This window comes from Armatimonadota bacterium, assembly GCA_013314775.1.
GTDB lineage: Bacteria > Armatimonadota > Zipacnadia > Zipacnadales > JABUFB01 > JABUFB01.
In genome coordinates this window covers 942,163-964,421 of sequence record JABUFB010000008.1, presented here as the reverse complement: position 1 = coordinate 964,421, position 22,259 = coordinate 942,163, and the positions used below count along the sequence as shown (strand labels likewise).

Annotated in this window: 18 protein-coding genes; 9 read left to right on the top strand and 9 right to left on the bottom strand. The window is 63.8% G+C overall.

Annotation, left to right across the window (positions count from 1 at the left end; genetic code table 11):
- Positions 1–68 precede the first annotated feature (68 nt).
- Complete coding sequence (locus HPY44_10865) at positions 69–311, bottom strand: cold shock domain-containing protein (protein ID NSW56508.1); 243 nt, start codon at positions 309–311, stop codon at positions 69–71.
- A 369-nt stretch (positions 312–680) separates the two neighbouring features.
- On the opposite strand from HPY44_10865, the gene HPY44_10860 reads away from it, so the two are divergent.
- Positions 681–1,544: a PIG-L family deacetylase gene (locus HPY44_10860; GenBank protein ID NSW56507.1), complete on the top strand. Its 864-nt coding sequence runs from the start codon at positions 681–683 to the stop codon at positions 1,542–1,544.
- A 23-nt stretch (positions 1,545–1,567) separates the two neighbouring features.
- Here the strand turns inward: HPY44_10860 and HPY44_10855 are convergent, their stop codons facing one another.
- Entirely contained in the window at positions 1,568–2,587 is a 1,020-nt protein-coding gene (locus tag HPY44_10855; GenBank protein NSW56506.1) for a hypothetical protein, read from the bottom strand.
- 101 nt (positions 2,588–2,688) lie between these two features.
- Here HPY44_10855 and HPY44_10850 point away from each other — a divergent pair, with 101 nt between their 5' ends.
- A complete protein-coding gene (locus HPY44_10850; GenBank protein NSW56505.1) occupies positions 2,689–3,582 on the top strand; it encodes an amidohydrolase family protein in 894 nt (297 codons plus the stop codon).
- 100 nt (positions 3,583–3,682) lie between these two features.
- On the opposite strand, the gene HPY44_10845 is transcribed toward HPY44_10850, so the two are convergent.
- A complete protein-coding gene (locus HPY44_10845) occupies positions 3,683–6,523 on the bottom strand; it encodes a DUF4855 domain-containing protein (GenBank protein NSW56504.1) in 2,841 nt (946 codons plus the stop codon).
- Positions 6,524–6,534: 11 nt separating this feature from the next.
- Positions 6,535–7,638, bottom strand: a complete 1,104-nt coding sequence (locus HPY44_10840) for a Gfo/Idh/MocA family oxidoreductase (GenBank protein NSW56503.1) — start codon at positions 7,636–7,638, stop codon at positions 6,535–6,537.
- Between the two features lie 113 nt (positions 7,639–7,751).
- Here HPY44_10840 and HPY44_10835 point away from each other — a divergent pair, with 113 nt between their 5' ends.
- Complete coding sequence (locus HPY44_10835; GenBank protein ID NSW56502.1) at positions 7,752–8,495, top strand: hypothetical protein; 744 nt, start codon at positions 7,752–7,754, stop codon at positions 8,493–8,495.
- Between the two features lie 188 nt (positions 8,496–8,683).
- Here HPY44_10835 and HPY44_10830 read toward each other — a convergent pair whose 3' ends face one another.
- Entirely contained in the window at positions 8,684–9,370 is a 687-nt protein-coding gene (locus HPY44_10830) for an SGNH/GDSL hydrolase family protein (GenBank protein NSW56501.1), read from the bottom strand.
- Positions 9,367–10,305: a PHP domain-containing protein gene (locus tag HPY44_10825; GenBank protein NSW56500.1), complete on the bottom strand. Its 939-nt coding sequence runs from the start codon at positions 10,303–10,305 to the stop codon at positions 9,367–9,369. The genes HPY44_10830 and HPY44_10825 overlap by 4 nt, the downstream gene beginning before the upstream one ends.
- Before the next feature lie 126 nt (positions 10,306–10,431).
- Between HPY44_10825 and HPY44_10820 the strand changes: the two genes are divergently transcribed.
- From HPY44_10820 to HPY44_10800, 5 genes are all read left to right on the top strand, one after another.
- Positions 10,432–10,653, top strand: coding sequence for a hypothetical protein (locus tag HPY44_10820; GenBank protein NSW56499.1), 222 nt, complete (start codon positions 10,432–10,434; stop codon positions 10,651–10,653).
- 11 nt (positions 10,654–10,664) lie between these two features.
- Entirely contained in the window at positions 10,665–11,876 is a 1,212-nt protein-coding gene (locus HPY44_10815; GenBank protein ID NSW56498.1) for a Gfo/Idh/MocA family oxidoreductase, read from the top strand.
- A 199-nt stretch (positions 11,877–12,075) separates the two neighbouring features.
- Positions 12,076–13,125, top strand: coding sequence for a Gfo/Idh/MocA family oxidoreductase (locus HPY44_10810; GenBank protein ID NSW56497.1), 1,050 nt, complete (start codon positions 12,076–12,078; stop codon positions 13,123–13,125).
- A gap of 33 nt (positions 13,126–13,158) precedes the next feature.
- Positions 13,159–14,445 (top strand): Gfo/Idh/MocA family oxidoreductase, encoded by a 1,287-nt coding sequence (locus HPY44_10805; protein ID NSW56496.1) that lies wholly within the window; start codon positions 13,159–13,161, stop codon positions 14,443–14,445.
- A gap of 31 nt (positions 14,446–14,476) precedes the next feature.
- On the top strand, positions 14,477–17,134 hold the full coding sequence (locus HPY44_10800; GenBank protein ID NSW56495.1) for a hypothetical protein: 2,658 nt from the start codon (positions 14,477–14,479) through the stop codon (positions 17,132–17,134).
- 91 nt (positions 17,135–17,225) lie between these two features.
- Here HPY44_10800 and groL read toward each other — a convergent pair whose 3' ends face one another.
- Entirely contained in the window at positions 17,226–18,836 is a 1,611-nt protein-coding gene (gene groL / locus HPY44_10795; GenBank protein ID NSW56494.1) for a chaperonin GroEL, read from the bottom strand.
- A gap of 69 nt (positions 18,837–18,905) precedes the next feature.
- A complete protein-coding gene (locus HPY44_10790) occupies positions 18,906–19,190 on the bottom strand; it encodes a co-chaperone GroES (protein ID NSW56493.1) in 285 nt (94 codons plus the stop codon).
- Between the two features lie 257 nt (positions 19,191–19,447).
- Here HPY44_10790 and nikR point away from each other — a divergent pair, with 257 nt between their 5' ends.
- Positions 19,448–19,861, top strand: a complete 414-nt coding sequence (gene nikR / locus HPY44_10785) for a nickel-responsive transcriptional regulator NikR (protein NSW56492.1) — start codon at positions 19,448–19,450, stop codon at positions 19,859–19,861.
- Between the two features lie 7 nt (positions 19,862–19,868).
- On the opposite strand, the gene HPY44_10780 is transcribed toward nikR, so the two are convergent.
- Positions 19,869–22,259, bottom strand: coding sequence for a hypothetical protein (locus HPY44_10780; protein ID NSW56491.1), 2,391 nt, complete (start codon positions 22,257–22,259; stop codon positions 19,869–19,871).

Genomic DNA, 22,259 nt, shown 5'->3' with positions numbered 1-22,259 from the left:
CCTGCGGGCACAGTCAGATGACGGTCTGCGGATTGCGGGTTCGGTGCCGGGCTGTCCTCTCGTCCAGGCTACCAGCGGTCGTCGGAGCGGCGAGCCGGTCCCGGTGCAGCCTCGGTGACTACGACGTTCACGGCGCGCGGGCCCTTGTCGCTGGGCTCGATGTCGAACTCCACCACTGAGTTCTCGGTCAGAGAGCGGTAGCCTTCACCCGAGATGGCGCTGTAGTGCACGAACACGTCTTCTCCGTCCTCTCGTTCGAGGAATCCGTAGCCCTTTGCATCATTGAACCACTTCACACGACCGGTAGGCATAAATCGACCTCCTGCGGATTATCTCCGGCTTCGCCCCAGGCTCCGCAGTTATGGGGCCCGCGTGGAGGCAATCCTGCCCTGCCGAACCCTCTGCGGCTACTGCGTGGACGTGCCGGCACACATGACACCCCGCCAGACGTTACGCCTGTGTTGCACGCTGTGTTTCCTGCACACAGCCAACAGTGGGAACTCCCTGGCGGAGCTACAGCCATGCAGTGCACAAGTTCGGCCTTTCGTCCAATCAACCTTCCTGAAGAACATAAAGCTTTGCGGGTTTTTCTGTGAATGAACCGCGGGGCTTCCCGGGGAGGGGAGGCGGCCGGAGACGGGGAACTCATTCCCAAACAAGCACGCATCAGGGAGGGTCCCATGGGCGTTTTCGCGAGCGTTAGCGGCGGGGAACCGCCAGTTGATGACGGCAAGCTGAACATTCTGGTTTTCGGGGCGCATCCCGACGACTGCGACCTGCGTTTTGGCGGCACTGCCATGAAATACCGGGCCTTGGGTCACCGGGTGAAGTTCGTGTCCATGACCAACGGTGATACGGGGCACTACTGCGAGGGTGGTGGGGCGCTGGCGAAGCGCCGTTACGCCGAGGCGCAGGCATCCGGGCGGATCGCGGACGTGGAGTACGAAGTGATGGACGTGCACAACGGCGAGTTGGAGCCCACCGTGCTCATGCGCAAGTGGGTGATCCAGATCATGCGCCAGTTCCGGGCCGACGTGGTGCTCTGCCATCGCCCCAACGATTACCACCCGGACCATCGCGCAGTCGGGATACTCGTGCAGGACGCCGCATACACCGTGACCGTGCCCAATGTGGCGCCCCTCACACCCCACTTGGACAGGGCGCCGGTGGTTGGACACCTGTACGACAACTTCAAACTGCCCAACCCGTACGTGCCCACCGTGGCAATCGGGACAGACGAGGTCATGGAGCGCAAGATCGACATGGTCCACTGCCACGCATCCCAGATGTACGAGTGGCTGCCTTTCAACGGGGGCCAACTGGATGAGGTGCCCCAGAATGATGCAGACCGTCGCGCCTGGCTGGCGAAACGCATGTACTCGCGCTTCGAGGCGCTGGCCGACGATGTGCGCGACTGTCTCGTCAAGTGGTATGGCGAGGAGCGCGGCAAGGCAATCCGGACCGCCGAGAGTGTGTCAATCTCGCAGTACGGTCGGATTCCCTCTGAGGGGGAGCTGCGGGAGTTGTTTCCGTTCTTCGACTGACAGCGGCCAGTGGCCGGGGCGCTTCAGGTCATGCGTGCCAGCATCTCCGGCCGCACTTCGTGCAGCGGTTCCTCGCCTGTGAAGAACCGGTTGAGGTCGGCCGCCATCATCGCTCCCATGTCCGGCAGCGTGCGGTCGGCTACAGTTGCATACCCGGTGCTCAAGAGCAGGTTGTCCAGCCCGGACAGTTCCGGCGTGTGCCAGATCGGGTCATTGGGGATCAGATTGAGTGCCGCTTTGATGCGCCCGGACAGCACCTCATCCCGTAGCGCCACCTGGTCGAAAATCGGCATACGCGCGGTGTTCACCACAATCGCCCCATCACGCAACAGCCCCAGGCGCTCCCGCGAAAGCATGCCCTCTGTCTCAGGAGTCCAGGCCGCATGGACGGATAGGATTGTGCAGCGGCGCAGCAGGTCCTCCAGCGACACGGGCTCTACCTCCAGCGCCCGGGCGCGCTCCTCCCGCAGGTATGGGTCGTGGGCGATGATCCGGCACCCGAAAGGCTTCAGGAGCTCCACCACCCGCGTCCCCACAGCTCCCAATCCGACAAGCCCTACCGTTGCTCCACCAAGCCCTGTTGCCAGCCACCCGCCGGGAGTGTCATATCCACCGCCCGGTGGCTTTGGCAGGTTCTCTATCCGGGCGAGCCGATCATGCCATGCTACGTCGTAGCACAGCGACAGAATCAGCCCCAGTGCGAACTCGGCCACGTACTTCGCGATCGCCCGCGGGGTATGCAGGATACGGATGCCTCGGCCGAATGCGAGTTCCGGTGAGTACGCTTTGACCCCACCGCCCAGTACCCCGACTACCTGCAGGCGGTCTGCGGCCTGATAGACTTCCGGAGGCAGCGCACATCCCCCCCAGCCGGTAATGACCGCCTCGCAGCCTGGAATCCTTTCGGCAACTTCATCCGGGGTGAGGGCTTTGTCAGACGTGTTCCAAAGAACGTCGGCGGTTCGCTCGAGGAACGCCTGTGTCGCCGGCTCAAAGTACCGTTCGCGATCGATGGATGATTGCACCACGAGAACCCTTGGCATCAAAGGAGGGCCTCCTGTTGGCGGTAGGGAACAAAGCAGGTGTTCTCTGCGTCCCGCGAAATCTCCTTCCGCGGCCCGAGCCGCGCCCTGAGGAGGCTTTCATGTTCATTGATATCCACACCCATATCCGCGTGTTCGACGGGCCCGCTTCTTGCGACGACTTCGGGAGTCTGTTCGCAACGCCGGACCAGTTGCGTGAGAAGCTTGAGCCTCTGGGCATCCGCGCAGCGGTGGCTCTCCCGTGCGTCAATCCCGAATGCATCTGGGTAATCCAGTCGGTGCAGGAGATCCTCCTGGCCGCCGAGCAGCACCCGGATTTTGTGATCCCCTTCATGAACGTCGACCCGCGCCAGAACACCAACTCACCGAAGTCTAATCTCAGCCACCAGATGGAGTACTACAAGGAGCGTGGTTGCCGGGGGATCGGTGAGGTCTGCGCCAGTCTGCCCTTCAACGACCCGCTCATGGAGAATCTGTTCGCCCATGCCCAGGCCAATGAGCTGCCGCTCACCTTCCACATCGCCCCGGAGCAGGGCGGTTACTACGGCATCGTAGACGACCTTGGCCTGCCCTTGCTGGAAGGTGCGCTTCGGAAGTTCCCGGACCTCAAGTTCCTGGGGCACTCGCAGCCTTTCTGGGCGGAGATCAGCGGCGACCTGACCCGCGAGCAGCGCAACACGTATCCCTCGGGCAAGGTTGCAAAAGGCGGCGCAATCGTACGGCTCATGCGCGAGTACCCCAACCTGTATGGGGACCTTTCGGCGGGGAGCGGTCACAATGCGGTCAGCCGCGATCCCGACTTCGGGTACGCCTTCCTGACCGAGTTCCAGGATCGTCTGTTGTTCGGGACGGACGTCTGTGACCTGCGCAATGAGACGCCCCTGGTGGGGTTTCTGAACCGCGCGGTGGAGGACGGGTGCATCAGCCGCGAAGTCTACGAGAAAGTGGGCTGGAAGAACGCGGAGTGCCTGCTGGGCCTGCAGCCTGCTCAGTAGGGAGCGCGGCGGGTGGCACCCCATGGATCGTGTCTGGGCCTGTGCTACCAGCAAGGTTCGGGGCAGCCCCGAGGTAGCTGCCCCACCTTCCTCCGCACCCTCACTCCTGCGGCGCGTACACCTCCACCTCGTCCAGCATTATCCAGCCTCGGTGCTGGAGGTTGAGGCGCACGTAGCGTGCCTGGCGCGGCGCTAGACTGGCCTCGATGAACGCCGCCGTGCCTTTGTCGCCGGTCTCTGGGGGTATCGGTCCTGCGAGGGTCTGCCCGGACCAGTTCTCCCCGTCCAGCGAGGTCTCCACGGTAACCTGCCGCGGGTACCAGACCCCGGCCGGACCTCCGCCCTGCAGATGGGCGCGGACGAACCCGACCGGCTGAGGTTTCAACAGGTCCACCGTGATCTGCGGATCGATGCCGCTCCAGCCTATGGCCTGTCTCCAGTCATGCCGGGCCACGGGGTATTCGCCGTCGGTCAGTTCGCTACCACTGTCGGGGTACTGGGCCTTCGCCGTGGGTCCAGGAACCAACCGGTAAGCCCTCCCCAGGGCCACGTTCTCTCCCTGCGCGTACACCTCAAACTCGCTCAACATCGTCCAGCCCTGCCCACGGCAGGTGAGCTTCACGAATCGAACGGGGGTTGGGGCGAAGGTCGCCTCATACCACGCCAGTTCCTGGAGTTCGTCGCCCACGTTCTCGGTGAATGTCACCTCGGCCTTTTGCATGCGCGGCGCGAGGAGGCTCCAACTCTCGCCGTCATCAGAGCCCCATACCTCAATGGTCGTAGGGGCGTTCACCCACGCGTAGCCGCCACCTTGCAGGTGGATCCGCACCCTTTCGGCCTGCACAGGCTCTTCTGCGTCCAGAATGACCGAAACCGAGGCCACCTGTACCCATCCGACGGTCTTCTTGTCCGCAAACCCGCGTTCGGAGATCTCACCATCCGTGAGACTTCGTCCCCCCTCATCCGGGTAGTTCTCTTCGAACGCCGGAGCGATCTCATAGGGCTTGCCCCGCGCGAGATTGTGGGCGATTCGCACCTGCATCTCGTCCCAGGTCTCGCCCGGACCGCCAGATATCTGGAACTCTACCGTCCGCGCAGCCATGGCCGGCAGGGCGATGCGGACCCAGCCTTCTCCGTCGCCTTCAGCTTCCACGAAGTCGCTTTCGTAACTGGAAGCGTCGCGGGCGAGTGCCACCCGCGCCCGCGGCGTCGCTCCATCGGGGTCCCAGCGCACATGGGCCAGGGCCTCGCCCAGGAAGAGGTCGTCCGCGAGGGTGAACGCGCAGGCCCCCGGCCCGACGAAAGAGAAGCCCGGCGCATCTCCATCCTCGCCGCCCGTGAGCCCATCGGTCAGAAATGACGGATGTGGGAACTGTGTGCCGGGCGTGGGAGTGCCGGAGACTGCCCCGGCGTTTCCCCCCAGAGGATGGGGCGCGGGATATGCGAGGATTTCGTCAATCCCGCAGCCCTCCGATCCGCGCGGGGCGACGAGCTCGACTCGGATCGCCCTGCAGGGACGCGGATCGACACCGAGCAGCGCAAATCCGCCGACCCAGTCTCCGGTGCCGCAGAACCCCTCGGGCACCGCTTCGCCCAGAGCCTCGAAGCGCGTCCCGTCTTCGCTGGCGCTGATGCGAACGACCGCCGCCGGGGGAACCGCGCCATTCTCTTGTCCCGCAAGGTGGACTCGAATATCGCCGAGCATCATGCTTCCGGGAAGACGGATCTCCGCGACCGAACCATTGCGTGCCGTGAGCACGCGGCCCGAGTGCTCGCCCCGGGTGAGCCACAGGCCGTCGGTGAGTTCAGGTGCGGGCTGGCCGTCCAGTGTGGCCTGTGCGCCCTCAAAGAGCGACAGCGCGCGACGCTGGTACGTGCCCTTGTGGAAACGGTAGATGTCGTCGTAAAGACGCGCGGCGAAAGGAAAGTCGCTCTCGTACAGGTTCCAGATAAGCCGTGAAGACTGATACCACGCTCTGACCGCACCGTTCATCGTCCCGTCGATTTCGTCCACGCTGTGGTTGATGTACAGCGCGAGATTCAGCGCCTGCCCCGGGTCGAATGACACGCGCTCGCTCATTTCCATCTCCACGCCCAAGCCATGCTCACGAGCAAGCAGCGCGTTCTGGGTCAGACGTCCCTGGTCCGGAACTGCCAGCCGCGCCGGGGTGCCCATGAAGGCAAAGTTAGGCTGCATGACCGTGAAGTCGATTCCCGCCTCGCGCCAGCGGTCGAAGCCCGGCGCACGGAACCACGGGATCCAGTGGAGCTTGTAGCCGCGCGTGTGAATGTGGTCCGAAACCGCCTTTACCACGGGCATGTCCGGCCCGCCAATGCCCTCGTTCATCCAGTAGAAGCCCCACAGGCTGAGGTGGGGGAAGCGCGCCGGGTCCCAGCGCTCCAATACCTGATCCACCAGGTGATTGAAGGCTTTGATGCGGTCGGCATCACTGGCCGGGTTCTCGTCAATACCGTCGCCATCCACGTCGCCGAAGCCCTCCATGGACGCCGACAGGTAGGGGATCATGATGATGATCGGAATTAGCCGCGGCTCGGTCCCCAGTTCTCTCGCAACCCTCACCACAGTCTCCTCAAGCGCCGGGAGGTTCTTGCCCTCGGCGAAAAGCTGGTCGAGGTAGGTATTCCAGTCAGCCACGGTGACGTCGCCCTTGTAGTACGCGCCGCCGGAGGGTGCGCCACCGAACTGCAGGAGCAGGAAGGCGTCGAAAAACCAGTCCGCGGGCTTGCCCCCTTTGGCCCGGTCGAGATAGGCCACGTAGGGGTAGAAGTGTTCGGGCGTCCACTGGCCCTGTCCCATGTATGCCAGCATGATATCTCGCATGCCACCGGATTCGGGAGAGTCCGGCGGGCAGAAGTCAGCCGTCGAGACAGTGGCGATCAGCAACAAGGCGATTGCCGCAAGAGCGCGATGGCGAGTCACGCAGATCCCTCTCAGTCGTCCAGTTGTCCCGGCTCCAGACCCACCGGCAGCATGGCCGGACGCGCACAGGTGCTCTCGAGTTCCAGCCACTTGCCTGCCTGCCAGGAGTCAGCGAAGGAGAGCATGGCATCGAGGACGTGGTAGGCCAGCTCGCCGCTCACGCGGTGTGTCCGTCCGGATCGCAGCGCGTATGCCATATCCGCCACGCCGATGCCCCGATTCTGCTCGGTGTACCCGTGACTGGGCGGGAGCTCAACCCAGCCCTCATCGCTGGGTCGTCGCACCCGGACGGTGCCGCCGAAGCTGTTGGGGTCAGGCACCTGCATGGTGCCCTCGGTGCCGTAGATCTCAATTGGCGGATGGCTGGCCGCCCAGACGTCGAAGCTGGTGGTGATAGTCCCGATTGCCCCGCTGGCGAACTGCATGATCCCGTTCACATGAGTGGGGACTTCAACATCGATCACCGTCCCGCGCTTCGGTTCGCTGCCGATGGTGCGCTGTGGGAAGGTCACCGTGGCCGAACCAGCTATCTTGTTCACTGGCCCCAACAGGTTCACGAGCGCGGTCATGTAGTATGGCCCCATGTCCAGCATCGGCCCGCCGCCGGGCTTGTAGTAGAACTCGGGGTCCGGATGCCAGCTCTCGTGGCCGTGGCACATCATGTAAGCGCTAGCGGCCACCGGCTCGCCGATGACCCCGTCATCAAGAGCCTTCCGCGCGGTCTGGTTCCCGCCGCCCAGGAATGTGTCCGGCGCACATCCCACCCGCAGGCCCTTTTCGCGGGCCAGATCGAGAACTCGCCGCCCGTCGTGTCTGTACACGGCGAAAGGCTTCTCGCTGTAGGCGTGCTTGCCGGCTTCGAGACTGGCCAGCGCGATCTCGGCGTGAGCATGGGGGATCGTGAGATTGACCACGATCTCGATCTCGTCTATCGACAGCAGTTCGTCCACCGTGCACGCCACAGGGATGTCCCACTCGGCGGCCTTCGCCCTGGCGCGTTCGATCTCCAGGTCGGCGCACGCCACAATCTCGAGGATCGGGAAGCGATCCCGCGCGCTGAAGTACGCATTGCTGATGTTGCCACATCCGATGATTCCGATCTTCGTTGTCTGCACTCTCGTATTCCCTCGTACTCTCTATGGTATCTGCGGGGGAGGAGGTCCCCCTGCCCTGCGCGGCGCATTGCATGCCTGAGCTGTCAACGATTCCTCTAACATGGGGACTGCGTATGGCCACTGAATACCGCACCGACGACTGGAACACATACAATATGGACTACAGGAACCCCCACGGGGTCCTGGAGCCCCTGGATGTGGAAATCAGCGTTGTTGACGGCGCACTGCAATGCCTGGTGGATGCTGGCATACTGCCCCACACGCGCTACCCTCACGATCGCTTCATGGCCTTTCGCCGGGCGGTCGCCGAACGCTTTGAGATTCCCTGGACCGCCATCACGCCCCGGATGCAGCGTCTCCTTTACGCCATCAATGCGATCCGGCAGCCCCGGAATATGATCGCCGCCGGGGTGTTCTGCGGCAACACTTTCATCTCCAACGCCGGCGCGGGTGTGGGCCCGGGCGCGTGTTACACCGCCGACGCGCTGATAGGCGTGGAGATCAAGCCCGATGAGGCCGAACGCGCCGAGCGCAATGTGCGGCGCATCGATCCCACTGGGGTCGCCCGGGTGGTTGCGGCCGATGCCCGGGACATCGTCCATGAATTCCCCGGAAACATCGACGTGCTTTACCTTGATGCTGACGGGCCGCCGGAGCAGGGCAAGGGCATCTACCTGGATATTCTCCAGCGCGGCTTAGACCGCATGCCCGCCGGAAGCATCGCACTCGCGCACAACAGCGTGAACTGCGCTGAGCGCATGGCCCAGTACCTGCAGTTCGTGCGCGACCCGAGCAATATGCGGGCGTCCGTCAACGTTGTCCTCGACCCGGAAGGACTTGAGGTCTCTCTCCGGTAGGCAGTCCTCTCGCCTGCCGATCGATACAATCTCCTGGGCCCCGCGCAGAGCAGGCGTCTCGCCTGATCGCGGTACGAGCTCGCGCCCTGGACGGCGGCGGGCGCGACGCCCGTCCCACGCGGATGATGGCGAAAGGCAGACGGCGGCGAACACCGTCGCGTAGGCCGACCGTCCCGGTCGGGGATTGGCTACCTTTCCAGCAGCCCGCCTTGGACTATCGTCCGGTACAGTTCCCGTGCGATCAGTTCCTGCCCCGGCGCGGTGGGATGCACACCGTCGGCCATGCTGATATACCCGCCCAGACAGCGCAAGTCCGTGTGGTCAGGGCAGGCGCTTTCGAACTCGAAATCGACAGCGCGGTCGATGAACGCGCGGTAGACGTCGCACAAGGGCGCCCCCAACTCGGCGGCCACCTGCCTCACGAGCCCCGCGTACTCCTCCACCGCCCCATTGCAGCCGCCCCATGGAGCGTAGAAATCAGTGCCCATGGAGTACAGGTGGTATGCGTTGATGATGGGATTCGGGGTGGTGAAGATCACTTTGGCGCCGGTCTCGCGAATTTGGTCGTGCATCGTGCGCAGGTTCGCACAGAACGCATCGGGCAGGATGCGCTTTTCGGGTTCATAGCGGATGTCGTTCAGCCCGAACTCCACCACCACGAGATCAGGGGAGTGGTCGAGGACCGCCGGCTGAATGCGTGCCAGGCCTTCCGCGGTATTCTCGCCGCCCACGCCGGAGTTGATGCAGAGCACGCGTTCCTGCTGATTCATTCGCTGGCTGAGGCGACGCTCCAGCACCTTGACGTAAGTATCGCCCAGGTGACAATGGGGCACGCCCTGAGTGACGGAGTCACCGAAACAGACGATCTTTTTCACGAGTCTTTCTCCTCAATATCGGGAAGGGGTGGTAAGGGCCAGCGGCCGTTCGCCCTGCCCCAATCGCGCAGGGCCGCTGCGCAGGAATCCGGCACATGAATCTGCCCAATCTCCACCGGCGCGGGGCCTTCCGGGCCGTGTGAGTCCGAGCCCCCGGTGACGATCAGGTCCATCGCTTCGGCCATGCGCAGGTAGTGCTGAATCTGTGCGGTTCGGTGGTCCACGTGATAGGCTTCGAGGCCGGCGAGACCGAGCTTGACCAGGTGGCGGATCACTGCGTCGGGGCAGCCGAGACCCGGATGCGCCAGCACGGGCAATCCGCCGGCATTGCGAATAAGACGGATCGCGTCCTCGACCCCAAGGCGGTACCGGTCAACGTATGCGGGCCGTCCCCGGCGCAGATACAGTTGGAATGCCTCTTGTGGCGAGGAGACGGCTCCCATCCTGACCAGCGCGGCTGCCACGTGGGGCCTGCCGACACTGCCTTCACCCGCAACTTCCATGACTTGCTCCAGGGTGATTGGCACGTCGAGGCTGTTGAGTCGGCTCACGATGCGCTCGAGCCGGTCCTGACGCCCCTCGCGCACCCGCTTCAGTGCCTGGGCGAGCTCCGGTTCATCCACGTCGATGAGAAACCCGAGGATATGCAGTTCCTGGCGGCCCTGCTGCGCGCTGACTTCCACCGCCGGGAACAGGTCCAGCCCGTGCCTGGCAGCAATGCGCAGCGCAGTCCGTACCCCGGCCACGGTGTCGTGATCTGCCAGTGCCAGTGCGGACAGACCCCTGGAGGCAGCAGCCCGAACCACCTGAGTGGGGGTCAGGGTACCGTCGGAGCAAGTGGAATGAACATGCAGGTCAACGGCCATGGACGAGTGTCGCTTTCGGGGAGAGTTCGCCCGGCCCCGGGCAGTGAGCGTGCACTTTCTGCGCGGCACACGATAGCACCTTCTTCCTGCTGCCCTGAAGGAGACGCGGCGGCAATGGGCGAAGGGCTAGTCATGGCCTATCGGCGCGTGGGCCGATAATGAAAGCGTCTGGCCTGCAAGGGGGGCAGTACCCAGGTGGACCTCAAAGCCCGCGGATACAGCGGGGCCTTGATCCTCGGCCAGATCGCCGACCCCGGCACTGCCCGGGCACTGATCGACAGCCTCAAGGACCCGTGCCCACAGGTGCGCAGCCGGCGACGCACCGAAGTGGGGCGGCGAAAAGCCCTGAAGGAGCCGGGCTCGCCCAAAGGGAATTGCATCCGCCAACCCGCCGCGGCACATATCACTTTTTTCTGAAGGTGATTTTCATGGCCCTGAGAGTAGGCATCTGTGGCGTGGGCGCGTTCGCACGGTGTTTCATCCCTCTGTTCAAGGCCCACCCGGCTGTGGAACAGGTCATTCTCTGCGATCTCGATGCCGAGAAGCTGGCGGCCCGATCCGCGGAGTTTGACATTCCCGACACCTGCCCGTCCCTGGATGACCTGTGCGATACGGATGTGGACGCCATCGCCATCATCACCCAACACTGGCTCCATGCGCCCCAGGCGCTGCAAGCGCTCCAAGCGGGAAAACATGTGTATTCCGCGGTGCCCGCAGCGCACAGCGTCGAGGAGCTCGAAGCCCTGGTCACCACGGTGGAGCAGACCGGGTTGGTCTACATGATCGGAGAGACCAGTTACTACTACCCGTGCGCCGTCTACTGTCGCAAGCGTTTCGCAGCCGGTGATTTCGGGCGCATTGTGTACGCCGAGGGCGAGTACCTTCACGACTGGGATCACGGATTGTACGATGTGGCGAAGTGGCGCGGCGGCGAGCGCTGGCTTGAGACCGCCGGCGGCCCGCCCATGTATTACCCAACCCACTCCACTAGCCTCATCATCTCCGTCACCGGCGCCCACATGACCCACGTCTCCTGCCAGGGCATTCCCGATGTCGAGGACCCGCACATCTACGACCCGGACGTGAATATCTGGGGCAATGTCTTCAGCAATCAATCCGCACTCTTCCGCATGTCCGACGGAAGCGTCTGCCGCATCAACGAGTTCAGGCGCGTTGGACATCCGGGGACGGTGGGCATGAGCATGTACGGCACCCTCGGGTCCTACGAAGAGCAGGTGGGTGGCCAAGTCTGGGTCACGAAGGACCGCTCCGCCACCGTGGACCTCCGGGATCTTCTTGCCTGCAGCGGTGTCCCGGCGTCGGAAGTGAGCGGGGAGATGAGCAAGGTCACCTCGGCTGACGGAACCCACAGCGGGGCCTCGCGGGTACATGACCTTGCTCGCCTGCCCCAGGAGTTCATCGGTCTGCCCAACGGTCACAATGGCTCGCATCAGTTCCTGGTGGATGATTTCGTCCGCGCCTGCGTGAGCCAGTCCGTGCCGCCGAACAATGTCTGGCAGGCCGCGCGATACATGATTCCCGGACTGGTGGCACACGAATCCTCCAAGCGCGGGGGGGAGCTGCTGGAGGTACCGGATTTCGGCGACGTTCCTGCCGACTGGCCGCGACTGGAGTACTGACACCCTCCTTCCGAGAGGGGCGTCAATACCGGTCGCGCACACAGTCATCGGAAGCGATGGCCTGCCCTTGTCGGGTGGCCGTCCTGCGACCTGGCTCCCGCTCTGCCCCAAACACAGGCTGCGCTTGCCGGCAGTAGGCTGGGCCGTGGTTCGCCGCCAGACGACATCACGTCATTTTGTGCTCAACAGGAGAGAGCCAATGAACGACCCAATCCGCATCGGTTTCGTCGGCGCCGGCTTCATGGGCCAGAAGGCACACCTCGACTGCTTCACCACCGTCCCCGGCTGCCAGGTGGTGGCGCTCGCCGAAGGCCGTCAGGACAGCGCCCAACTCGTGGCGACCCGCTACGGCATCCCGAGGACATACCCCGACCACCGCGAAATGCTGCGTAACGAGGAACTTGACGCGGTCGTCGCAATCCTGCCCTACAGTCTGCATTCCTCGGTCATTCCCGACATCCTTGACGCCGGCCTTCATGTACTCACCGAAAAGCCTATGTGCATGAGCCCCGATACCGGCCGCCGCATGGCGAAGCTCGCGCGGGATAAGGGTGTCATCTACTACGTGGGCTACATGAAACGGTCAGCCCCGGCCACGCGGCGCGCTGTGGAGGTGATCAGCGACTGGAAGGCCTCCGGCGCCCAGGGCGACATGAAGTACCTGCGCGCCTGCATGCCCCCTGGCGACTGGTTATTCGAGATCGAGCCGCCGTTGAGCGCGGGGGATGGTGCGCCCGGCTACGAGGGCGTAGTCCCCGAGCCCTGGCCGTCCTGGATGGACGAACTCACGGGCCGGGAGTACAACAGTTTTATCAACTACTTCATCCACCAGGTCAACCTGATCCGCTGTCTGCTCGGGGAGGACTGGCAAGTGGAGTATGTAAGCCCCGGACGGTCCATGCTGGCCGGCGCCACATCCAGGGGCGTCGAAGTGGTCCTGGAGATGGCCGGCTACGGCCTGCGCACCGGCTGGGAGGAGGCGTACCGTGTTGTGTTCGAACAGGGCAAGGTGGAACTGGACATCCCCTCGCCCATGGCCAGGCAGCGTGGGGGAGAGGTCCGCATTTTCCGCGGCGGGGACATCCAGTCCGAAGAGATCCCGTGCATTCCGCCGCGCTGGCCTTTCCTGGAACAGGCCCGGCATTTCGTGGCCTGTGTCCGTGGAGAAGACAGTCCGCGGTCCATCCCGGAAGATGCGGTGAAAGACTTGGAAGTAGCCGAAGAGTACGCACGGCTCTTGAGTGAGTAATCGAGGGAAGTGAACCACGGAGGGACATCGACCATGTCCAAGCTGCGCATCGCCTGCATCGGAGCTGGGTCCACCATCGGCGCGCGCTCCAGCGGGTTCTTCGAAGTCATCAACCAGCTGCATGACATGTACGACCAGTGCGCGATTATGGACATCAACGAAGACCATGCCCGCGCGGCAGCGGCAGAGTACAACATCCCCGAGGTCTACACCAACCTGGATGACCTCTTCGAGAAGGGAAAACCCGACGTTGTGGTGCGGCTCACGCCCACTGATTCCACGTACGCCGTCTGCATGCGCGCGGCCGAAGCCGGCTGTCACATCCTCAATGAAATCCCCATCGCCACTACTCTGCCACAGGCCGACGCGATGGTGGCGAAGTGCCGCGAGAACGGGGTCCTGATGGAAGTTGCCGAGAACACCTGGACCTGGCCCCGGGAGCGCCTCAAGCAGAGACTGGTGGCGGACGGCTGGATCGGTGAACCCACCCACATGCGCTTGAAGTACCCCTGCGGTGCTTACCACGGCTTCTCGGCAATTCGCAAGCTCGCGGGTTCCGAGGCCGAGCGGGTTCTGGGCTGGGACGGCCGGGTGCCCGTGGTGAACATGATCAGTTACGGCGGCGAACCAATGACTGAGACCATGTGGGACGGCGGCCTCATCAGGTTTGCCGGGCATCTCACCTGTATCTTCGAGATGCCTCCGAAGCGCCCGGTCTGGCGACACGCGTGGGACGTTGAAGGGACAAAGGGATTCATCGGCGCAGTCGCCGGCGTCATTGACGGCGAGAAGGGCCACCGTTATGGCGAAGCACTGGTGCTGGATGACCCTGAGACGCTGCAGCAACTAACCGACGACTTTGAGGCCGGGGCAGGCACCCGCGAGCGGCACTATCCTATCGAGTGGGTGTACGGTGAACGTGGCGGCCGAAGGGTGCTGGAGGCGGTCAAGGTCGGTACGAGCCCCGAGGTGGTCTGGGAGAATCCCTACGCTCGATACGGAATCGTGGACGACGACGCCGTCTCCAAGGCGACCTATCTCGAGAGCCTGTACCGCGCCATAGTCTACGATGAGCCGCTGGTATATGGTCCCGAGAACGCCCGCAAGGACATGGAACTGTGGATCGCGATACGCGAGAGCGCCTGGCGAGGCAATGTCTGGCTCGATCTGCCCCTCAAGGAGACCACCAGCGTTGAGAATGCTCTCCACGAGGAGTTCCAGCGACGCTACGGCTGCGATCCGCTGGGGGATATTGACAAGCAGTTGCAGGTGGTCTACGACCGCACTCCAGTGATGTGGACGGTCTGCGGCTGGCTGTGACGCCGGGACAATAGAGGCTGGGAGGCTGGAGATGATCGCACAACTGGGGGCGCGCCCGGTCAGCCGGGTTTGTGCGGTGCTGGCGCTTGTGCTGCTTTCGGCGGTCGCTTTGGCTCAGTCAAGTGATACCCCGCTGGACCCTGGTGGGCTCGTCCGTCCGCCTGAACTCATCCCCCCAAGACCCGTTGCACCCGCCGCAGTAGGCACTCGAGCGGCGGGCGCCACCTGGTCGGTGCTAGTGCTCATCTACCCGAACTCGGACTTCAGCTACCAGACCTCCCAGGGTGCCACCCAGACATACACGGGCTCCATCACCGAGAGCCAGGTGCAGCGATTCGAGCGCGCCGCCGCATCCTTCGTGGACCTCGTGGACCTGTGGTCCGAGGGCCTGGGGAAGGCCAGCATCGAGGTGCATCGCATCGAGCGTCCCATTGCCACGGTCACGAAATGGGAGCCGGAAGGAGCGCTGAACTATTGGATCAGCCACGACGACGTGGCCACCGAGCTGCAGCAGTACATTCCCACCGGCAAGTATGATTCGGTCCTGGTCTTCGGACACATGGGCACGGCGCCGACGCCGTCTTACTGGGGATTGAGCTGGGTCGGCCCGATCAGCTTCGCCGGGCGAACCATCACCTATGGCATGGTCAGGTACAACAAGGACTCCGCGTGGGACGAGTCCTTTCTAGGCGAGGTGCCGCTCCATGAGTGGCTGCACGGGCTGGAAGGCTGGTATCGTGATCTCGGCTACCAGGTGCCGGACCTGCACAGCCTGGTCGCCCACGGGTTCCCCGATCCCGGAGGCAATGTCCCGATGTGGCGGGACTGGTATGCTCACTATATGTGCGGCAAGCTCACAGAACCCAACGGAGACCGTTCCGGCATGAGCGCGGGTGTTTGGGCGGGAGGCACTCCTCTGAGCACGGCCAACCCACTTCCCTGCCAGTTGCTCGCACCCGCCGACGGCTCGACGCATACCGGCTCGCCCTCGCTGAAATGGGCTGCGACGGAGGCCGACGACTACAGAGTTACCGTGCGCACGTCCGGCTCAGGGCAGGACCTCGCAAGCGCGATCGTCACGCGCACCTCGTGGAGCCCGCCGCTGAATAAGCTCCAGAACAACACCAACTACACCTGGTTCGTGCAGGGGCGCAAATCCGGCGTCTGGTCGGCGCAGGTTGAGACACTCAGTTTCCGGACCGGCACCCTGGTGGACCCGGGTGAGCAGCGCAAGCCTGACCTGCTGATCCGACACAAGACCGAGACTGCGACCTTTCACGGCGACGGGCTGTACAACGACACCGGCCTCAACCAGACCGTTGAGAGCACCACCGCCTACCAGTACCAGTTCGTCGTGCTGGCAGAGAACGACGCGCAAGTCGCCGACGTCATTCGCATCACCGCACCGCCTGCCCCTTCCGGCTGGACAGCCAAGTACGAGGTGGGTGGACAGGACAAGACCGCGCAGATCAACGGCAGCGGATACTCGGTGGACCTCGCAGCGGGCGGCGTCGTCGAGATCAACGTCACGGTGACGGGGAGTGTACAGGTTGGGGGGCAGGATGTCTGGCAACTATTGATCACCGGCACGTCCACCACCGACCCTTCCCGCGGCGACACAGTGAAAGCGGCGATCACCCGCGCCGCCCCACGCCCGGACGCTCTCCAGAAACTGTCCTCCGATGCCCTCTTCCGAGGCGGGAACGTCTACGACATGATCGGTTCGCAGCAGACGCTCTGGGCCGCGGTGGATTCCGGCCAGGCCGCAAGCTTCTGGTTCCGGGTGGAGAACGATGCGGCCGGCCCAGACGATCTTGTGCTGTCCGCCAACTCCCCCGCCACCGGCTGGACCGTGGCGTACTACGACAAGAATGGCAACTACTCGGGGAACGTCCTGAAGACCACCATCGTCGGAGTGCCGCCTAATGCCTGGGCTGAGATCCGCCTCGACATAACCCCAGGGGCATCCGTTGCGGCGGGGACCACGCAGGAAATCGAGGTGCGCGTCACCAGCGGTGACGGCAGCACGCGCGATGTGTGCCGGTTCGTGGCCGGGCAAAAGCCCTTCGCGAATGGCCGTCCCGACGCGATGGCACGCTCGCGGGTCGACCTGCCTTACGTGGGCGAGAACGTAGTTGGCGCCCCGCTTTCGCTCCAGACGTGCCGGTCGATTCTCACGGCCGGCGATGTGACCGCCTTCACGCTGCGCCTGGATAACGCCTCTGAAGCGACGGATGCGCTTACGCTGAGAGCCTCCGCCGCTCCCGCGGGCTGGACGGTGCGGTATTTCGATGCGCTCTACGGAGGAAATGACATCACCAGCGCTGTCCGAGGCTCGGGCTGGACCACGGGGTCACTGGGTGCGGGCGCGGGCCGCGAGGTGCGCGTGGAGATGACCGCCGGCGCCACTGCTGGACCGGTGTGCCAGGTTCAGTGCACGCTGGCTTCACCCCGGGGGGCGACGGACACGATTGAGCTGGTTACCGTCCGCGGCGGGGCCGACATGACTGGCGAGGGGGATGTTGACTGGAAGGACATCCGTGCCTTCCTGAATGCCTGGCGCCGGCATCTCACGGGCTTGCCGTGCGGCCCAGCTTTCGATCTGGACGGAGATGGTAACGTGGATCATAGGGACGTCGCGCAGTTCATGGCGCTGCTGGCATCCGGCGCCTTCGGTCCCGCGCAGTAAGTGTCGCAGATCTCCCCGTGGATCGCCTCGGAAAGAGCGGGCCCGGGACAAGCGTCCCGGGCCCGCGGTGCTTCGCTCTTCGCCCGATGCCTTAGTAGTCCGGCGTGGGCGGTGCGGGTGTCTCCTTCTGTGGGACCTCGGCCACCAGGGCTTCGGTGGTGAGGATCAGGGAGCCAATGGACGCCGCATTCTCGAGTGCTGAGCGGACGACCTTGGTCGGGTCAATGACGCCGGCCTTCACCAGGTCCTCGTACTCCCCGGTCAGCGCATTGAAGCCGAACTTCACGCTGCTCTTGGCCAGGATGGTCTCACAGACAACGCTGCCCTCGAGACCGGCGTTCGCCGCGATCTGGCGGCAGGGCTCGCTCAGGGCGCGCTTGACGATGGCCACGCCGGCCGCGACGTCGCCCTCGGCCTGAATGTCGTCGAGAGCCTTGCTGGCGCGCAGGAGTGCCACTCCGCCGCCGGGCACAACGCCCTCTTCCAGGGCCGACCGGGCGGAGGACAGGGCGTCCTCGAAGCGGTGCTTGAGCTCCTTGAGCTCGGTCTCAGTGGCCGCGCCAACCTTGATGACCGCAACGCCGCCGGCCAGCTTGGCCAGGCGCTCTTCGAGTTTCTCGCGGTCATAGTTGCTGTCGGTGGTCTCGATCTCGCGGCGGATCTGGGCGATCCGGCCGTTGATCGCATCCTGCGAGCCGGCGCCCTTGATGATGGTAGTATCGTCCTTGCTGACCACGACGCGCTCGGCGGTGCCAAGCTGGTCAAGCTCCACGCTGTCCAGTTTGATGCCCAGGTCTTCGCTGATGAAGGTCCCGCCGGTGAGGATCGCGATGTCCTCAAGGTTCCGCTTGCGCCTGTCGCCGAAACCGGGGGCCTTGACTGCACAGGAGCCGACGGCACCACGCATCTTGTTCACCACGAGGGTTGCGAGAGCCTCGGCCTCGCAGTCCTCGGCGATAACCAGAAGCTGACGACCGGCGCTGGCGACTTTCTCAAGCACCGGGACGATGTCTGCGGCGGAGGAGATCTTCTTCTCGTAGATCAGGATGTAGGGGTTCTCGAGCACGCACTCCATGCTCTCTCCCTCGGTCACGAAGTACGGGGAGATGTAACCCTTGTCGAACTGCATGCCCTCGACCACATCGATCTCGGTGCGGCCGACCTTGGATTCTTCGACGGTGATGACCCCGTCCTTGCCAACCTGGTCCATAGCGTCGGCGATGAGGTTGCCGATCTCCGGGTCATTGCCGGCGATGCCCGCAACATGGGCGATTTCGTCGCGGCTGTCGATGCTGATGGACATGCTGCGCAGCTCATCCACGACCTTCTCGCAGGCCATCTCGATGCCGCGCTTTACCAGCATTGGATTTGCGCCGGCGGCAACATTCTTCAGACCGGCCTTGACGATCGCCTGAGCAAGCACGGTGGCGGTAGTGGTGCCGTCGCCAGTGTCGTCATTGGTCTTGGACGCGACTTCCTTGCACAGCTGTGCGCCCATGTTCTCGTACTGGTCCTCAAGTTCGACTTCCTTGGCGACGGTGACGCCGTCCTTGGTGATGGTCGGCGCGCCCCATTTCTTGTCGAGCATGACATTGCGGCCCTTGGGACCAAGGGTCACTTTGACCGCGTTCGCGACTTTGTCAACGCCACGCTCCAACGCACGGCGGGCGTCTTCGTCAAAGGTAAGCATTTTGGCAGCCATTCCTGACCGACCTCCTGGAAGTGGGTAAGCTCCCCGCGGTGGGGGAGCGATTCTCGAGATTTCGCTGCGTTAGGCCTTGATGGCCAGGAGAGACCCTTCTTCGATAAGCAGGTAGTCCTTGTCGCCAACACGGACCTCATTGCCGCCGTAGCGGGTGTAGACGACGACGTCGCCCACAGCGACGCTCATGGGAGCGCGGGAGCCGTCGTCGAGAAGGCGACCGGGGCCAACAGCGAGAACTTTGCCCTCACGCGGGGCTTCCTGAGCGGCCTCGGGCAGGTAGATGCCACCGGCGCTCTTCTCTTCGGCCTCGAGGGGCTCGACGAGGACGCGATCACCCAGGGGTTTGAGCATAAAGACTACACCACCTTGATAGTATTAGAGTCAGGGTATGCCTGCGCGACGAGATTTGATCCGCTCCGTCGCGCCTGGACCCCCATTTCTTAGCACTCTCAACTCATGAGTGCCAAAACGACATTATAGCCAGCAGCGCCTCGCTGTCAAGGTGCTTCACCCGATTTTCAACGAGCACGCTGAACAGATTTCGCGTGAAGGTGTGTTCTCGTCGGTGGAGAAACCCTCACCATCACCCAGACCCGGAGGAGCGCGCCATGTCTCTCGAGCGTTTCGGTGTGTCCATGGACGGGGACCTGCTCAAGCAGTTCGACGCCCAGATCGAACGCGCCGGCTACACGAGCCGGTCCGAGGCAATCCGGGACATGATCCGAGACTACCTGGTCAAGCAGGAGTGGGAGGACGGGGACGTCCGCGTCGTGGCGACGGTGACACTCGTCTACGATCACCACGCGCGGGACCTGGACAGCAAGCTTACAAGCGTGCAGCACGATGCCCACGACCTGGTGCTCTGCTCAAGCCATGTGCATCTCGACCATCACAATTGCCTGGAAGTGGTTGTCCTGGCCGGTCCGGCAGACAAGGTCAGGGAACTGGGGCAAAGGCTCATCAGCCTGCGCGGCGTCAAGCACGGTGAGTTGACCCGCACCACCACCGGCGGCGTTCTGTAGTCCGGCCCTAGCCGCTCGGTCCCCTCTCGAGTACCGCCACCTCGTTCTCGGCAAGTTCGATCGGCACCCGGCCATCATCTTCCGGCCTGACCTCAGTGGTCTTGCGCAGGGAGCCGTCCTCGGCGAAGATGCGAAGGGTGCCTGCCGATGGCTGCTCCGGCCAGCCGTACCGGCCTGAATGCAGCGTAATGATGCGCTCCCGGCCCTTCAGATAGCCGTGATGCAACTCCATCGGAGTGAAGGGAAACAGGTAGCGCGAGATCTCATACGGGTAATCAAGTCGCGTGCCCACAAGCAGCGTCGCCATCTTCAGAGCGCGGGTAACGTTGCCGAAGTCCAGCCGGCTGCTGGCATACCCCAGGGGGGTGTCCAGGTTCCCTTCGTAAGCCAAGACCTCATTGTGCTGGATCTCCACCATGCGCTGGACCTGCTTCGCAAGCAGGTCCTTGGTGGTCGTGGGCCCGTTGCCCATCAGCGTTCCGCCGAGGCTTCGCACACGGTCGATGACCGCAAGACGGTGGGTCTCGCCCAGGATCGTGGTCACGCCGATCTCCCGCTGAATGGTGTAGGTCTTCGGGTCCAGAAGGCAGGACACCCCGTCAGGAATCGCGTAGGTAATGTGAGGATAGCCGTACGACACATTCTCCATCTCATCCCAGTAAAGGCCGTCGGACCCGATCTGGCGGGCGTATTGATCCACCACGTCCAACATGTCGAGGCCGAACTTGTTGCCCAGCGTTGCCACCATGGACCACGTCAGCGAGTATATCCCGCCCCATTCTGTGGAATGGTGGACGCCCGCCGCATTGGTGAGCAGGCTGTCGGGATAGCGCGTGGTGGCGTCGGCGTGAGTATCGCGCTGCGAGTCGTAGTAGATGATCACCTTGATCCCCGGCCGGGCTTCATGGAGCTTGGCCGTGGCAAGTCGCAGGCGCTCTCGGTAGTCCGCCCAGTAGTCTGACAGGACTTCCGAGCCGAACCCGATGCGCTTGCGGTCAGCCTTCGGGTCCACCCAGCCTCCCCAGGAGCACGCGTAGTTGATGCCGAGGCGGTCCAGGTCGCGCTTCAGGTCCTCGGCGGGGGCGCCAATGATAGCGTCCGGGCTGAAAAAGCACCACGCGCCCTCGACAGTGTAGTTGGAGCCCCAGTCCTCGCGCACCAGGTTGATGAAGTCGTAGTAGTCAGGCCCTGCTACAGGATAGATCGACCACTCAAGCGTCACAGAGCCGCCCGGCTGCAGGCAGAGCATGTCAGTGCGCAGCCCGGCCGACGGACCTTCGGGGTCCACAAACAGCCGCGCCTGGTTCCGGAAGATGCGATCCTCGCAGATCATGCCGACGCCGATGTCGCTGAAGCGCACGTGCACGCTGGGGTTGGCCGGTGCGTAGTATTCGTTCACCGACGGATCCGCATTGCCGGCAAGACGGATGCTCTTGGTCTGAAGTCCCTCCAGCCTGAGTGAGTGGCGCACCATCATACCAAAGGGCTCCGCCTCATGGCGGCTCGTGATGCGGTCGGAGACTTTCACGCAGCGGGGGGTGAAACGGACCTCGCGCACGAGGGTGTAGTCCGGCCCTGCGGCTGTGACGGTAGGGGCTTGCGAGCCTGTCTCCATCTTGGGCTGCCAGTCGGGTTGGCATCCCTCGGGGTTTGCCGTCGACGAGAGCAGGTTCAGACCGGCATTCGGGTATGAAAATGCGGAGTCGAAGACCAGTTCCCGGGAGCCGATCTTCAGGCGAAGCGCTCCTCCGGCGTCAATGCTGCCCGTGTAGCGGGCAGGTCCGGCAGCCGGATCCCCCCGGTTGATCACATGCTCCTGCGCATCCGCTGCGGCGAGCATTGGGCTGGCCCCTGGCTTCATGTCGATCACTGCCGTCTGGACGACCAGGTCGAGGGGCGTGCTCAGTTGCCTGGCAAGATCCGCTTTCGCCGTATTGCGGATTTCCACCACGTTGTCGGCGAGGGGGTCGATGAGGTCGGTGATGTCCAGCACCGTCGTGAAAGGGTCCCCCTCATAGAATGCCCCGAGTCGATCGCGGTCGAAGTTAGGGGCGTACAGAATTCGCCATCCGCCTGCGCCATACCAGGAGGAAACAATATCGGGCGCCACCGGCGAGTATAGAGGACGGTTTTGCAGCCGGCCCACGGTACGGGTCTTGTGGGGCAGCACCGTCTTACCATTGACCGCGAGGTCCATGAAGAACATGGAGCCGGCGAAGGAAGGCGCGTCCATACGGGCGGTGATCTGCAGAAGCGCGGTGGCATCCTGCGTGGTCATGCCCTGGAAGATGAGCTGACGCGACTCCCCCTGAGGTATCCTGATCGGTTCCGGGTTGAGGGTCACCGGCGCGGCCTGGAGGAGGGATGCAAGTACGACGTGGACAAACAAGGAGAGCAT

Coding starts and splice junctions, on each gene's coding strand:
- HPY44_10815 (NSW56498.1), top strand. CDS start 10,665: ATGGCCCTGAGAGTAGGCATCTGTGGCGTGGGCGCGTTCGCACGGTGT.
- groL (NSW56494.1), bottom strand. CDS start 18,836: ATGGCTGCCAAAATGCTTACCTTTGACGAAGACGCCCGCCGTGCGTTG.
- nikR (NSW56492.1), top strand. CDS start 19,448: ATGTCTCTCGAGCGTTTCGGTGTGTCCATGGACGGGGACCTGCTCAAG.
- HPY44_10810 (NSW56497.1), top strand. CDS start 12,076: ATGAACGACCCAATCCGCATCGGTTTCGTCGGCGCCGGCTTCATGGGC.
- HPY44_10850 (NSW56505.1), top strand. CDS start 2,689: ATGTTCATTGATATCCACACCCATATCCGCGTGTTCGACGGGCCCGCT.
- HPY44_10805 (NSW56496.1), top strand. CDS start 13,159: ATGTCCAAGCTGCGCATCGCCTGCATCGGAGCTGGGTCCACCATCGGC.
- HPY44_10780 (NSW56491.1), bottom strand. CDS start 22,259: ATGCTCTCCTTGTTTGTCCACGTCGTACTTGCATCCCTCCTCCAGGCC.
- HPY44_10790 (NSW56493.1), bottom strand. CDS start 19,190: ATGCTCAAACCCCTGGGTGATCGCGTCCTCGTCGAGCCCCTCGAGGCC.
- HPY44_10800 (NSW56495.1), top strand. CDS start 14,477: ATGATCGCACAACTGGGGGCGCGCCCGGTCAGCCGGGTTTGTGCGGTG.
- HPY44_10835 (NSW56502.1), top strand. CDS start 7,752: ATGGCCACTGAATACCGCACCGACGACTGGAACACATACAATATGGAC.
- HPY44_10865 (NSW56508.1), bottom strand. CDS start 311: ATGCCTACCGGTCGTGTGAAGTGGTTCAATGATGCAAAGGGCTACGGA.
- HPY44_10855 (NSW56506.1), bottom strand. CDS start 2,587: ATGCCAAGGGTTCTCGTGGTGCAATCATCCATCGATCGCGAACGGTAC.
- HPY44_10860 (NSW56507.1), top strand. CDS start 681: ATGGGCGTTTTCGCGAGCGTTAGCGGCGGGGAACCGCCAGTTGATGAC.